The sequence below is a fragment of the Pseudomonas sp. LLC-1 genome (assembly GCF_002992185.1).
Lineage (GTDB): Bacteria > Pseudomonadota > Gammaproteobacteria > Pseudomonadales > Pseudomonadaceae > Aquipseudomonas > Aquipseudomonas monteilii.
The window spans coordinates 111,485-125,114 of sequence record NZ_LUVY01000014.1 but is presented as its reverse complement, the minus strand read 5'-3'; the positions used below and the strand labels follow the sequence as shown (position 1 = coordinate 125,114).

General features: G+C 63.9%; 11 protein-coding genes. 5 read left to right on the top strand and 6 right to left on the bottom strand.

Annotated elements, in window-relative coordinates:
* Window positions 1-13 precede the first annotated feature (13 nt).
* A complete protein-coding gene (gene arcD / locus A0O30_RS13920) occupies window positions 14-1,441 on the top strand; it encodes an arginine-ornithine antiporter (protein WP_105946905.1) in 1,428 nt (475 codons plus the stop codon).
* On the opposite strand, the gene A0O30_RS13915 is transcribed toward arcD, so the two are convergent.
* The 6 genes from A0O30_RS13915 to gap all read right to left on the bottom strand — a co-directional run bounded on the left by A0O30_RS13915 (window position 1,421) and on the right by gap (window position 8,135).
* Complete coding sequence (locus A0O30_RS13915; RefSeq protein ID WP_105946904.1) at window positions 1,421-1,834, bottom strand: YbaN family protein; 414 nt, start codon at window positions 1,832-1,834, stop codon at window positions 1,421-1,423. The two genes, arcD and A0O30_RS13915, sit on opposite strands and share 21 nt — an antisense overlap.
* A 54-nt stretch (window positions 1,835-1,888) precedes the next feature.
* Window positions 1,889-2,482 carry a biliverdin-producing heme oxygenase gene (locus A0O30_RS13910; RefSeq protein ID WP_105946903.1) on the bottom strand — a complete coding sequence of 198 codons (594 nt, stop codon included), beginning with the start codon at window positions 2,480-2,482 and terminating at the stop codon, window positions 1,889-1,891.
* A 142-nt stretch (window positions 2,483-2,624) separates the two neighbouring features.
* Window positions 2,625-5,201: a TonB-dependent receptor gene (locus A0O30_RS13905; RefSeq protein WP_105946902.1), complete on the bottom strand. Its 2,577-nt coding sequence runs from the start codon at window positions 5,199-5,201 to the stop codon at window positions 2,625-2,627.
* 126 nt (window positions 5,202-5,327) lie between these two features.
* Window positions 5,328-6,290: a FecR domain-containing protein gene (locus A0O30_RS13900; RefSeq protein WP_105946901.1), complete on the bottom strand. Its 963-nt coding sequence runs from the start codon at window positions 6,288-6,290 to the stop codon at window positions 5,328-5,330.
* A gap of 88 nt (window positions 6,291-6,378) precedes the next feature.
* Window positions 6,379-6,891: an RNA polymerase sigma factor gene (locus tag A0O30_RS13895; RefSeq protein WP_105946900.1), complete on the bottom strand. Its 513-nt coding sequence runs from the start codon at window positions 6,889-6,891 to the stop codon at window positions 6,379-6,381.
* A gap of 242 nt (window positions 6,892-7,133) precedes the next feature.
* The gene (gene gap / locus A0O30_RS13890; protein ID WP_105946899.1) at window positions 7,134-8,135 is read right to left on the bottom strand and encodes a type I glyceraldehyde-3-phosphate dehydrogenase; all 1,002 of its coding nucleotides are present in this window, start codon (window positions 8,133-8,135) and stop codon (window positions 7,134-7,136) included.
* Between the two features lie 264 nt (window positions 8,136-8,399).
* On the opposite strand from gap, the gene edd reads away from it, so the two are divergent.
* The 4 genes from edd to A0O30_RS13870 all read left to right on the top strand — a co-directional run bounded on the left by edd (window position 8,400) and on the right by A0O30_RS13870 (window position 13,520).
* Window positions 8,400-10,226, top strand: coding sequence for a phosphogluconate dehydratase (gene edd, locus A0O30_RS13885; protein ID WP_105946898.1), 1,827 nt, complete (start codon window positions 8,400-8,402; stop codon window positions 10,224-10,226).
* A complete protein-coding gene (locus A0O30_RS13880) occupies window positions 10,223-11,185 on the top strand; it encodes a glucokinase (protein ID WP_105946897.1) in 963 nt (320 codons plus the stop codon). The genes edd and A0O30_RS13880 overlap by 4 nt, the downstream gene beginning before the upstream one ends.
* Before the next feature lie 174 nt (window positions 11,186-11,359).
* Window positions 11,360-12,085: a two-component system response regulator GltR gene (gltR, locus tag A0O30_RS13875; RefSeq protein ID WP_105946896.1), complete on the top strand. Its 726-nt coding sequence runs from the start codon at window positions 11,360-11,362 to the stop codon at window positions 12,083-12,085.
* Window positions 12,066-13,520 (top strand): ATP-binding protein, encoded by a 1,455-nt coding sequence (locus tag A0O30_RS13870; RefSeq protein ID WP_105946895.1) that lies wholly within the window; start codon window positions 12,066-12,068, stop codon window positions 13,518-13,520. The genes gltR and A0O30_RS13870 overlap by 20 nt, the downstream gene beginning before the upstream one ends.
* Window positions 13,521-13,630: the final 110 nt, after the last annotated feature.

The following is a 13,630-nucleotide window of genomic DNA, read 5'->3' as shown; positions in this document are numbered from 1 at the left end:
AAAAGGGAGGCTCATGAGCGATCCGGGACAGAAGCTGCGCCTTGGCGCGCTGATCGCGCTGGTGGTCGGCTCGATGATTGGTGGCGGCATCTTTTCGCTGCCGCAGAACATGGCGGCGCGTGCCGATGTAGGGGCGGTTTTGATCGGCTGGGGCATCACGGCTGTCGGCATGCTGGCGCTGGCCTTCGTGTTCCAGACCTTGGCCAACCGCAAGCCGGAGCTCGATTCGGGGGTGTACGCCTACGCCAAGGCGGGCTTCGGTGAATACATGGGTTTCTCCTCGGCCTGGGGTTACTGGATCAGCGCCTGGCTGGGTAACGTCGGTTACTTCGTACTGCTGTTCAGCACCCTGGGCTTTTACTTCCCGGTGTTTGGCGAAGGCAACACGCCAATCGCCATCGGCTGTGCTTCGCTGCTGCTGTGGGCGGTGCATTTCCTGGTGCTGCGCGGCATCAAGGAGGCAGCGTTCATCAACCAGGTGACCACCGTGGCCAAGGTGGTGCCATTGCTGATGTTCGTGGTGATTGCCGCGTTTGCCTTCCGCGCCGATATCTTCACCCGGGATATCTGGGGCATGAGCAACCCGCAGTTCGGCAGCGTGCTGGAGCAGGTGCGCAACATGATGCTGGTGACCGTGTTCGTGTTCATCGGTATCGAGGGGGCCAGCGTGTATTCCGGGCGAGCCGAGCGCCGTTCGGACGTGGGTAAGGCTACGGTCATCGGTTTTCTCGGTGTGCTGGCGTTGCTGGTGCTGGTCAACGTGTTGTCGCTGGGGGTGATGACCCAGCCGGAACTGGCCGGGCTGCAGAACCCCTCACTGGCCTCGGTGCTGGAGCACATTGTCGGCCCTTGGGGTGCGTTGCTGATCAGCCTTGGGCTGGCGGTCTCTTTGCTTGGTGCCTTGCTGTCCTGGGCGCTGCTGTGCGCCGAGATTCTGTACGCCACGGCGCGGGACAAGACCATGCCGCGCTTCCTGGCCAAGGAAAACGCCAACCATGTGCCGGCCAACGCCCTGTGGCTGACCAACTGCATGATCCAGGGCTTCCTGTTGATCACGCTGTTCTCGGCCGGTACCTACACCAGCCTGATCTACCTGGCTTCTTCGATGATCCTGGTGCCCTACCTGTGGTCGGCGGCTTATGCCGTGCTGCTGGCGGTGCGTGGGGAAACCTACGCCGGGCAACCGGGCCTGCGCCGCAAGGACCTGCTCGTGGCGCTGGTTGCCCTGCTGTATGCCGTTTGGCTGCTGTACGCGGGGGGGCTGAAGTACCTGCTACTTTCTGCGCTGTTGTACGCACCCGGTGTGATCCTGTTCGCCAGGGCCAAGCATGAGCAGGGGCAAACCTTGTTCACCACCTGGGAAAAGCTGATTTTTGCTGCCGTGCTTGTGGGTGCTGCACTGGCGGCCTACGCCTTGTATTCAGGGCTGCTGAGCTTGTGACGGGGCAGGGCAGGCATGCTCCGGGCGCGACCAGATCCACAGGTTGCCCAGGGTCATGCCGGCGATGGCCAGGAACACCGGCCAGCGGTGTTCGAGAAAGGTCAGCATCAGGCCAGCACACAGCAGCATGCTGAGGGTTGCGCTTACCTTGGCCCGGCGCTGGATCACCTTGCCATTGCGCCAGTTGTAAAGGATTGGCCCGAACAACCGGTGGTTTTCCAGCCAGGCTGAAAGGCGCGGTGAGCTGCGCGTGGCAGCCCAGGCGGCCAGCAGGATGAACTCGGTGGTCGGCAAGCCGGGAATCACGATGGCGACCAGGCCCACGCCCAGGCTCACGTAAGCCAGTATTCCATACAGCAGGCGGGCGAGTTTGGAGCGGGCGGGTCGGGTCATGGTCTCACTGCATAAAACGGTGCGGCCACCGGAAGGGTGGCCGGCTACGGCGTATCAAACCAGCGCGGCATCTGCAGCATAGGCGTGCTTGAGCAGCTCGGTGAAGCGTTCGAAGGCGGCAACGGCGCCACGTTCGGCAGCGGCTTCCTCTTCGGCCGACAATTCCAGGCCATCGAGGATGCGGGTGAACTGCTTCCAGCCTTCGGCACGGCCACCGGCCGGTTCGCCCAGGTGGCGGGCACCGAAGCTGTCGGACAGTTCCAGGGCCACGGCACGCTTGATCAGAAACGCAGCGCCCAGTTTGGAGCCTTCGGAGACGAAGATCCAGCCCATTGCCTCACCCAGGCTCGGTTTACCCAGGGCACCCGGCACGGCTGCCGGTACTTCGGTGTCGAGGTCGGCGAGGTCCAGGCGGGCCTGATCGGCGCGGCAGCGCTCGGCCAGGTCGGGGACGATGGCGATCAGTTGCGGGTCGTTGTACAGGGCCTGCAATTCAGACTGGAACAGGTACTGGGCAACGACGAAGCGGGCAAAGCTTTCGCGGCTGTCGAAGGGCGCGTGGGATTTGACCAGGGCATCCAGCTCGGCGTGCGGGGCGTGGGTGATCTGGTTCAGGCGCTGGGAGCGCAGGGCTGGGCGTTCGGTCATGGGGGCAGTCCTTGGAAAAAGGGGCGTCTAGATACAAGACGAAGCAGCGGGGGCGGGACAGTAAAAAAAGCCAGTATTTGTGTTGCCTGAACCGGCCTCTTCGCGGGTTCACCCGCGAAGAGGCCGGTTCAGGCGAGTGGAATCAGATATCCCAAACCACATTGATACCAAAGTTGCGCCCCGGCATGGTCAGGCGGTCGATGTTGGCGGGCTGGGTAACAGCCGCTTCACCCTGGCCGTCGTAGCTGCGCACCGAGTCCCACTGCCAGTACTTCTTGTCGGTGAGGTTGTACAGGCCGGCGTTGATGGTCACGTCGTCGGTGACTTTGTAATAACCGGTCAGGTCCAGCACACCGTAGCCCGGGGTACGGAACTTCGAGGTCGAGCCGTCCGGCGAGTAGAAGGTGCTATCGTCGACACGGGTCTTACGCTTGACCAGCGTCCAGCTCAGCAGGCCGCCATAGTTCTGCTGCTCGTAACCCAGGCCGAACACGCCTTTCAGCGGATTGACGCTGTTCAGCGGCTGACCGGTGTCATCGTTGCGGCCGTAGGTGTAGGCAATCGAGCCCTGGGTATACAGGCCTTGCGGCGCACCGAAGTGGTCGAGGTTCAGGCGGCCCTTGACCTCGGCACCCTTGATGGTGGCGTGCTTGATGTTGTTGGCCTGGAAGGTTTGTTCCAGGTTGGCGCTTTGCACGGCGTCTTCATCGATGAAGTCGCGGTACTTGTTGTAGAACACCGCCACGTCGAAGTTACCGGCGTCGAAGTTGCCACGCAGGCCGGTTTCGTAGCTTTTGCTCTTCTCCGGTTCGAGGTTCGGGTTGCCCTCTACACGGTAGCCTTGCTCGATGTTTTCAAAGCGACCGTACATGGCCTTGGCGGTCGGGGTGCGGAAGCCTTCGGCATACTGGCCGTACCAGGTGTAGTTGTCGTTGAAGGCGTAGGTCAGGCCGAATTTGGGCGAGACGCGGTGCCACTTCTTGTCCGAGTCGTCCTGGGACGTAGGCGCTGTACCGGTCGACGCCAGGCCACGCAGGAATTCGTCGGTGAACTTGGGCTCCATGCGCGTGTAGTCGTAGCGGGCGCCGGGCATGAAAGTCCAGTTGTTCCAGCGGATCTCGTCCTGCACGAACAGGCTGTAGGTGTTCACGGTCGGGTCCGGGAAGTCGCTGACCAGTGCCTGGCCGTCTGCCGGGCGGTCGGCGCCGATGGCGGTGCAACCGGAGCCAATGGTCAGGCAGGTACCGGTGCCGCTGCGCGATCCGGTGACTTTCTCATGCTTGAGTGTGGTGCCGTAGGTCAGCAAGTGGTCGGTGGCGCCGATGCTGAAGGCCTTGTCCAGCTGAGCGTCGAACACCCACTGGCGGTCCTTGTAGGTGGTGTCGCGGGTACGCAGAACCTGGCGGCCAGGCGGTGCGTAGACTTCCTCGGTGTGCTGGTCGGTCTTGGCGATCTGGTAGTTCAGGCTCCATTTCACATGGTCGGCGACCAGCGAGTCCAGGCCGAATTCGTGATTGATGCCAAAGCGCTCGCGGGTGATGGTGTCGTTGCCATTACGCGCCTTGTAGTAGCCCATGCCGCCAAAACCGGGAATGAACGGCCCACCCACTGCGCTGAGGATGTTCTGGTCGCGATCATCCTTGTAACGCTCGTAGGTCACGCCCAGGCGTGCGTCGTCGGCGTAGTTCCAGCCCAGTTTGGCCAGCACGTTGGTGGTGCGTACGTCCATCGGGTTGGCTTCGGTGCGCGACAGGCCGTCACCGCTGTGGCTGCCGTGGGTCTCGGTTTCATGGCCATTGCGCTGGCTCAGGTGCAACAGGCCGTCGAAGTCGCCCTCGCGGCCGGCGACGGTGGCAGAGGTCAGCCAGCTTTCGTCGGCCGAGCTGTAGCCGGTTTTGAGGCGTGCGCCTACATCTTTGCCGGGCTTGATGATGTCGTCGGGGTCGAGGGTGAAGTAGCTTACCGCGCCGCCGATGGCGTTGCTGCCGTACAGCACCGAGGCCGGGCCACGCAGGATTTCCACGCGCTTGACGATTTCCGGGTCGACGTAGTTACGCTGGGTCTGGGCGTAGGGGCCGTAGAAGAAGCTGTCCGGGATCGACACGCCGTCGACCTGGGTGAGGATGCGCTCGCCGTCGATACCGCGGATGTTGTAGCCGTTCAGGCCGCTACGCTGGCCGGTACCGGCCACCGATACGCCCGGCTCGTAGCGCACCAGGTCCTGGATGTTGTTGACGTTCTGGCGGTCCAGTTGCTCGCGGGTCTGCACGCTGACGGTGCTCGGCACCTGGCTGACGTCCTGGGCGCTACGGGTGGCGCTGACGGTCACCTGCTGCAGGGCGATCACATTGCCGCTGGCCTGGCGTTCGAGCACCACGTTGCCGTTGCTGATCTTGCGGAAACCCAGCCCGGTACCGTGCAGCAGGCGCTTGAGCGCCGCTTCGGGTGCCAGCGAGCCTTGTACACCCGGCGAAGCCACGCCGTCGGCCAGTTCGGCGCTGAAGCCGACTTGCCAACCGGTGACCTGGCTGAAGGCATTGATGGCCGACACCAGCGGCTGCTGGCTGATACTGAAGCGGTAGTCACCCATGCGCGGGCTGCTGGCCTGGGCCGGTTCTGCGGCCATTGCAGGCAGGCTGCAGGCGCCGCTGGCAAGCAGGGCCAAGGTCAACAAGGACAGGCGGGGAAGGGTGGACGAGCGGGTAGGACCAGTGGACATCGGAAGCGCTCCCAGACGCGCGGGCTGTTATAGGTGATGGCTGTTCTCGTTTTCAAACAAGAATCAGTTGCATTGGCTATAACGAGACGGGCGGGGTAGCGCGATTGCGTAAAAATAATTTTCGGGTCAGTTCAGAATGACCAACGCCGGGTACTCATGCAGCTGTGCCGAGGTGATGTGGGCCAGCGCGCGCAGGGTTTCCAGCGGCTGGTCGAGGCGGTAGTTGCCAGTGACGGCCACGTCTTCCAGCTGCGCATTGCGGTTGATGATCCAGCCGGGGTAGTAGCGCCGCACTTCGGCCAGCACCTGGCTCAAGGGGCAGTTCTCGAACACCAGGCGGCCATCGATCCACGCCAGGTCCTTGTGCATATCGGGGCGCTGGCGTTGGCCAAAGCCCTGCGGGCCGACGCTGATGCTGTCACCGGCACTCAGGCGGATGCGCTGATCGCGCGCGCCCTGCAGGTCGACATCGCCGCGTTGCACCCGCACTTGAGCCTCGCCGTCCAGGTAGCGCACGGCAAAGTCGGTGTCGCGCACCTGGGCACGCAACGGCCCGGCTTCTACCTCCAACGGCAGCAGCGCGTCCTCGGGTACCTGGAAGTAGGCCTCGCCTTGCAGCAGGCGGGCGACCTGGCGGCCGTCGCGGCGGTCGCTGGCAAAGGCCGAATTGGTGTTGAGCAGCACTTTTGCGCCGTCTTCCAGTTGCAGGCGCTGGCGCTCCCCCACCACGGTCAGGTGGTCAGCCTGCAGGCGCATGGGCAGGTTACCGACGGTGAACAGCCCGACCAGCAGCACAGCCGCAGTGGCCAGGGGTTTCCAGTGGCTGCGCAGGCGCCCGCGCCATGAGCGGCGCTGCTGCTGGTGCATCTGCGCGGCTGCGTGGTGCAGTGGGGCACCGTTCCACAGCGCTTCTGCCTCGACATAGGCCTCGGCGTTTTCGGGAGCCGCGCTCAGCCAGGCTTCGAAAGCCTGGGTATCTGCAGCATCGGCACATTGCAGGCGCACCAGCCAGTCCAGCGCCTCGTCCATGGCACGAGCACGGGCGCTGGGCCCGGCGGGTGACGGGCGAGGGGCGGGGCTGTCGGTCACGGGAAATCCTTGAATGGTTTTTCGCGAATGATCAAGGCTAAGGCGGGGTGTGGCAAGGGCTTTGCGTAACCGCCGGGCAGCGGTCGGCTCACTTGAGGCGGTCGGCGACACCCATGCAGATCGCCATGATCAGTTTCAGCTCCTTCTGCACCGTGCTGGGCGACACATTCAGCTGTTCGGCGATTTCCAGGTAGGTGGCGCCATGCAGCCGGCTGAGGATGAAGATGCGCTGCTGGCGCTCGCTCAGCTGGTTGAGGCTGATGCTGAGTTGCTTGAGCAGTTGCTCGGCATGGGCGGCGTCCTCGCTGCTGGTGGCGGGGGCAGCCACACTGTGCAGGACCTCGTCGGGCACGTCGTCGACCAGCATCCGTGCCTGCACCCGGCGTGCGCGCAGATGGTCCAGTGCCAGGTTGCGCGCGGTCTGGAACACGAACGGCTCGATATGCTCGATGGGCCGCTCGCCCAAGGCGCGGGACACCCGCAGGTAGGTTTCCTGCAGCAGGTCTTCGGCCGTGCTGGGGTTACCGACCATGCGTTGCAGGGTGCGCAGCAGGGTAAGGCGCTGGACGAGGAAGACGGAGTTGAACCGGGACTGACTCACGGGGGGACCTGGTCGACGAAAGGTTAATGATAATGCTTATCATCTGTGCCGGAGGTCAAGTGTGGAAGTGTTAGGAAAAGGTAAAGATTGTGTATCTCAGGCGGTCGCTACGCTTTTGTGGGAGCGGCCTTGTGTCGCGAAAGGGCCGCAAAGCGGCCCCGGTAATTGTTGCATCAACGCTGAAATCCGGGGGCTGCGATGCAGCCCTTTCGCGACACAAGGCCGCTCCCACAAAGTACGCGTCAGCCTGCCCGGCACAACGCCAGACAGTTATCCAGCATCCGGTTGCTGAACCCCCACTCATTGTCATACCACGCCAGCACCTTGAGCATGCGCCCGTTGGCACGGGTATGGTTGGCATCGAAAATGGACGACAGCGGGTTGTGGTTGAAGTCGCAGGAAACCAACGGCAAGGCGTTGTAGCCCAATACCCGGGAATGCTTGCTGGCTTCAAGGAACAGCTGGTTGACCTGCTCGGCGGTAGCCTCGCGCTTGAGGTTGACGGTGAGGTCCACCAGCGACACGTTGATCACCGGCACTCGCACCGCCATGCCCGTCAGCTTGCCGGCCAGCTCCGGCAGCACCAGGCCCACGGCCTCGGCAGCGCCGGTCTTGCTCGGGATCATCGACTGGGTGGCCGAGCGCGCACGGTACGGGTCGCTGTGGTACACGTCGGTCAGCACCTGGTCGTTGGTGTAGGCGTGAATCGTGGTCATCAGGCCTTGTTCGATGCCGAACTCGCGGTGCAGCACCTGGGCAATCGGCGCCAGGCAGTTGGTGGTGCAGGAGGCGTTGGAAATGACCTGGTGCGAAGCACGCAGGATGTCATGGTTGACCCCGTACACCACGGTGGCATCGGCACCCTTGGCCGGCGCCGAAACAATCACCTTGCCAGCCCCTGCGGCCAGGTGTGCAGCGGCCTTGACACGGTCGGTGAACAGCCCGGTGCATTCGAACACCACGTCGATCGCCTCGGCCTTCCAGGGCAGTTCGGCCGGGTTGCGGATGGCACTGACCGCGATACGGTCACCATTGACCGTCAGGCTTTCGTGGTCGGCCTCGACCGTGGCGTCGAAGGTGCCGTGCACGCTGTCGTACTTGAGCAGGTGGGCATTCATGGCGCTGTCGCCCAGGTCGTTGATGGCGACGACCTGCAGGTCCTGGCGGTAGCCTTGGGTATACAGTGCGCGCAGAACGTTGCGCCCGATGCGGCCGAATCCATTGATGGCGATGCGTAGGGTCATGGCAGTACCTCTGGCAGTCCGAGTGAAACCTGTGGCAAAAAGGAGCTTCACTGAAACGGTTTTGTTGTTGGAATTACAAGATTATTCACTGGCTGATAGAAAACAAGCCTTTTTAGTGGCAGTATTTTGTTTAAACATACAACGAGTGGTCGGGCGATGTGCCTCCACCGATGCAGCGGGCTCCTTACCTTGAGCCTAGGCCGCAATCGTTTGGAGGGGAAATGCCTGGTAAACCGCCCTTACAATTAGCCTGGAGTCCAGTACATGCATCCGCGCATCCTTGAGGTCACCCAACGGCTGGTCGAACGCAGCCGTGCCACCCGCGAACGCTACCTGCAGCTGATTCGCGGTGCGGCCAGTGAAGGCCCCATGCGTGCCAGCCTGCAGTGCGCCAACTTCGCCCATGGCGTGGCCGGTTGCGGCAGCGAGGACAAACAGACCCTGCGCCTGATGAACGCGGCCAACGTGGCCATCGTCTCGGCCTACAACGACATGTTGTCTGCCCATCAGCCGTACCTGCACTTCCCCGAGCAAATCAAGCAGGCCCTGCGCGAAATCGGCTCGGTCGGCCAGTTTGCGGGTGGCGTGCCGGCCATGTGCGACGGCGTGACCCAGGGCGAGCCAGGCATGGAGCTGGCCATCGCCAGCCGCGAAGTCATCGCCATGTCCACTGCGGTAGCGCTGTCGCACAATATGTTCGACGCGGCGCTCATGCTGGGCATCTGCGACAAGATCGTCCCCGGGCTAATGATGGGGGCGCTGCGCTTCGGCCACCTGCCGACCATCTTCGTCCCTGGCGGGCCGATGGTGTCCGGCATCTCCAACAAGCAGAAAGCCGACGTGCGTCAGCGCTATGCCGAAGGCAAGGCCAGCCGTGAAGAGCTGCTGGAGTCGGAGATGAACTCGTACCACAGCCCTGGCACCTGCACCTTCTACGGCACCGCCAACACCAACCAGCTGGTGATGGAAGTGATGGGCCTGCACCTGCCGGGTGCTTCGTTCGTCAACCCGTACACGCCGCTGCGCGACGCCCTTACCGCCGAGGCCGCGCAGCAGGTCACGCGCATGACCAAGGCCAGCGGCAGCTTCATGCCGCTGGGTGAAATCGTCGACGAGAAGGCGCTGGTCAACTCCATCGTCGCCCTGCACGCCACGGGCGGCTCGACCAACCACACCTTGCACATCCCGGCGATTGCCCAGGCGGCAGGTATCCAGCTGACCTGGCAGGACATGGCCGACCTCTCCGAAGTGGTGCCGACTCTGTCCCACGTCTACCCCAATGGCAAGGCCGACATCAACCACTTCCAGGCTGCCGGTGGCATGGCCTTCCTGATCCGCGAGCTGCTCGATGCCGGGCTGCTGCACGAAGACGTCAACACAGTGGCCGGCCATGGCCTGCGCCGCTACACCCAGGAACCGTTCCTCGACAACGGCAAGCTGGTGTGGCGCGAAGGGCCGCTGCAGAGCCTGGACGAAAGCATCCTGCGCCCGGTGGCGCGGCCGTTCTCGGCCGAAGGCGGCCTGCGGGTGATGGAGGGCAACCTGGGCCGTGGCGTGATGAAGGTGTCTGCCGTGGCACCTGAGCACCAGGTGGTCGAGGCCCCGGCGCGGGTGTTCCACGATCAACAGTCGCTGGCCGACGCGTTCAAGGCCGGCGAGCTGGAACGTGACTTTGTCGCGGTGGTGCGTTTCCAGGGCCCGCGTTGCAACGGCATGCCCGAACTGCACAAGCTCACGCCGTTCCTCGGGGTGTTGCAGGACCGTGGCTTCAAGGTGGCGCTGGTCACCGACGGGCGCATGTCCGGTGCCTCGGGCAAGATCCCGGCTGCGATCCACGTATGCCCCGAAGCCTATGATGGCGGCCCGCTGGCGCGGGTGCGCGATGGTGATATCGTGCGGGTCGACGGTGTCGAAGGCACGTTGCGGGTGATGGTATCGGCCGAAGAACTGGCCAGCCGCGACCTGCCGCCAGCGCCTCAGGGCAACGACCTGGGTTGCGGGCGTGAGCTGTTCGGCTTCATGCGCATGGCGTTCAGCCCGGCAGAGCAGGGCGCAAGCGCCTTCACCTCGGCCCTGGAGAACCTCAAATGAAGGACCTCCTGGTTGGCGACATCGGCGGCACCAATGCCCGTTTTGCGTTGTGGCGTGACAACCAGTTGCATGAAGTCAAAGTCTTCGCCACGGCGGATTACACCAGCCCGGAGCAGGCCATCGAAGCCTATCTGCAAAGCCAGGGCATTGCCCGCGGCGGCCTGGCGGCGGTATGCCTGGCAGTGGCCGGGCCGGTCGATGGCGACGAATTTCGCTTCACCAACAACCACTGGCGCCTGAGCCGCGCGGCCTTCTGCAAGACCTTGCAGGTCGAGCGGCTGTTGCTGATCAACGATTTCACGGCCATGGCGCTGGGCATGACTCGCCTGCGCGAGGGCGAGTTCCGCGAAGTGTGCCCAGGCCAGGCTGACCCGTCACGGCCGGCGCTGGTGATCGGGCCCGGTACGGGGCTGGGTGTGGGTTCGCTGTTGCGCCTTGGCGAACAGCACTGGCAGGCCTTGCCGGGGGAGGGCGGGCATGTCGACCTGCCGGTGGGCAATGCCCGTGAAGCGGCGATCCATCAGCAAATCCATGGCCAGATCGGCCATGTCAGCGCTGAAACTGTGCTCAGTGGTGGCGGCTTGGTGCGCCTGTATCAGGCAATCTGCGCGCTGGACGGCGACACACCCAGGCACACAACCCCGGCGCAGGTCACCGATGCCGCATTGGGCGGCGAGCCGCGGGCGCTGGCGGTGGTCGAACAGTTCTGTCGGTTCCTTGGGCGTGTGGCCGGTAACAATGTGCTGACGCTGGGCGCACGGGGCGGGGTTTATATTGTTGGCGGCGTGATCCCGCGCTTTGCCGAATTGTTCTTGCGCAGTGGGTTTGCGGCGAGTTTTGCAGACAAGGGTTGCATGAGTGGCTACTTTGCCGGGGTGCCGGTGTGGCTGGTGACGGCGGAGTTTTCCGGGTTGCTTGGGGCTGGGGTGGCCCTGCAGCAAGCGTTGGATCAGAGATAGGTGTACGGGGGCCGCTTCGCGCCCCATCGCGACACAAGGCCGCTCCCACAGGGGCCTGTGTACGCCGATCAGTGTGGGAGCGGCCTTGTGTCGCGATGAGCTGCAAAGCAGCCCAAGAAGGCAACACCCGACAGCAGGCAAAAAGACCTGTAACCAACAAGAGGAAGGACCACCTTGAGCACTGCCGGCAAATCGATCCTGATGGTCGACGACGACCAGGAAATCCGTGAACTGCTGCAAACCTACCTGAGCCGTTCCGGCTTCCAGGTGCATGCCGAAGCCGACGGCAAGGGCTTTCGCCATGCGTTGGAAACCACCCCCTTCGACCTGGTCATCCTCGACGTCATGCTCCCTGACGAAGACGGCTTCAGCCTGTGCCGCTGGGTACGCCAGCACCCGCGTCAGGCGCGGGTGCCGATCATCATGCTCACGGCCAGTTCCGATGAAACCGACCGGGTCATTGGCCTGGAGCTGGGTGCCGATGACTACCTGGGCAAACCCTTCAGCCCTCGCGAACTGCAAGCGCGAATCAAGGCCCTGCTGCGCCGCGCCGAATTCGGCACGGCGGCACCCGGCAATGCCGTGCTGGCCTTCGATGACTGGCGCCTGGACACGGTCAGCCACCGGCTGTTCCATCGCGACGGCGAAGAGGTGATTCTGTCGGGCGCCGACTTTGCCCTGCTCAAGCTGTTCCTCGACCACCCGCAGCAGATTCTCGACCGCGACACCATCGGCAATGCCACCCGTGGCCGCGAGCCCATGCCGCTGGACCGCATTGTCGACATGGCGGTCAGCCGCTTGCGTCAGCGCCTGCGTGATACCGAAAAACCACCCCGGCTGATCCGCACGGTGCGCGGCAGTGGCTACCTGCTGGCGACGCATGTCTGCAATGCGCCCTGAGCGGCACTGGCGCTTGCTGCCGCGTTCGCTGCTGGGGCGCATGCTGCTGCTGACCCTGTTGGTGGTGCTGCTGGCCCAGGGCCTGTCGAGCATCATCTGGGTGGCCCAGCTGCGTGCCAGCCAGTTGCAGGGCCTGCGTGCCAGCGCCAGCAGCCTGGCCCACTCGATGAGCGCCAGTGTCAGTTACTTCCGCTCGCTGCCGGTGGCCTACCGGCCCATGGTGCTCGACCAGTTGCGCAGCATGGGGGGGACGCGCTTTTTCGTGTCACTCAATGCCAAACCACTGGATATGCCGGTGCTGCCCGTTACCCCGCGCAAGCAGGCGGTGATCGATGTGTTCCAGCAGGTGCTGCATGAGCGCCTGGGTTCGCAGATGGACATTTCCGTGGAATTCGTCGGGCCCGATGACCTGCGCATCTTCAACAGCGGCCTGAAGCTCGACGAGCTGCCACGTTCCTGGGCGCATTACTCGTTGACCCTGGAACCGCTCAACCCGCCGGTGCTGGTAACGCAGATCCGCCTGGGCGAGGGCGAGTGGCTGTACATCGCCTCGCTGTTGCCCGAACCCTACACCAGCCTTGAGGCCGAACGCCTGCCTCGCCAGCAGATCGGTTTCATCGTGCTCACCACGGCCTTGCTGTTGCTGTTCATCGGCTTGCTGGTGCACTGGCAAAGCTGGCCGCTCAAGCGCCTGGCGCGGGCCGCGCGGGAGATGTCGCTGGGCGCCGATGTGGCGCCGGTGGCCGAAGGCGGTGGCAGCGAGGTGGTTGAGGTGGGCCGGGCGTTCAACAGCATGCGCGAGCGCATCAGCCGCTACCTGACGGAGCGCAGCCAGCTGTTCAGCGCCATTTCACATGACCTGCGCACCCCGATTACGCGCCTGCGCCTGCGCGTCGAACTGCTGGAAGACGAACACTTGCAGGCCAAGTTCAGCCAGGACCTGGATGAACTGGAACTGCTGGTCAAAGGCGCCTTGCAGTGCGTGAAAGACACCGACATCCACGAAAACATCGAGCCGGTGGACCTCAACCAGGTGCTGGAAATCCTGGCCGAGCCCTACCTGCGCGATGGCCGTATCACGGTTGAAGGCCGCGCGCTGGCGCCATACCCCGGCAAGCCGCTGGCGCTGCGCCGCTGCATCGGCAACCTGATCGACAACGCCATCAAGTACGGCGAGCGGGCACGGTTGCGCATCATCGACAGTGCCGAGGGGTTTGTGCTGCAGGTGGACGATCAGGGGCCGGGGGTGCCGCAGCAGCAGCTGGAGCAGGTGTTCGAGCCGCATTTCCGTCTGGCCGCGCAGCAGCAGGGTTATGGGCTGGGGCTGGGGATTGCCCGCAACATCGCCCACAGCCATGGGGGGGAGGTGAGCCTGCTGAACCTGAGGGAGGGTGGTTTGCGGGTGACCTTGTATCTGCCGCGTGGCTTGGAGTGAGTCTGTGTGTGGCGTGTGCCGGCAATGTAACCAAACGATGACATTCACGCATCGCTTCGTTACCTGGCGAGGTGGGCAGGCTGTTTAGACTTCAAGCAACGCAAGCGCTC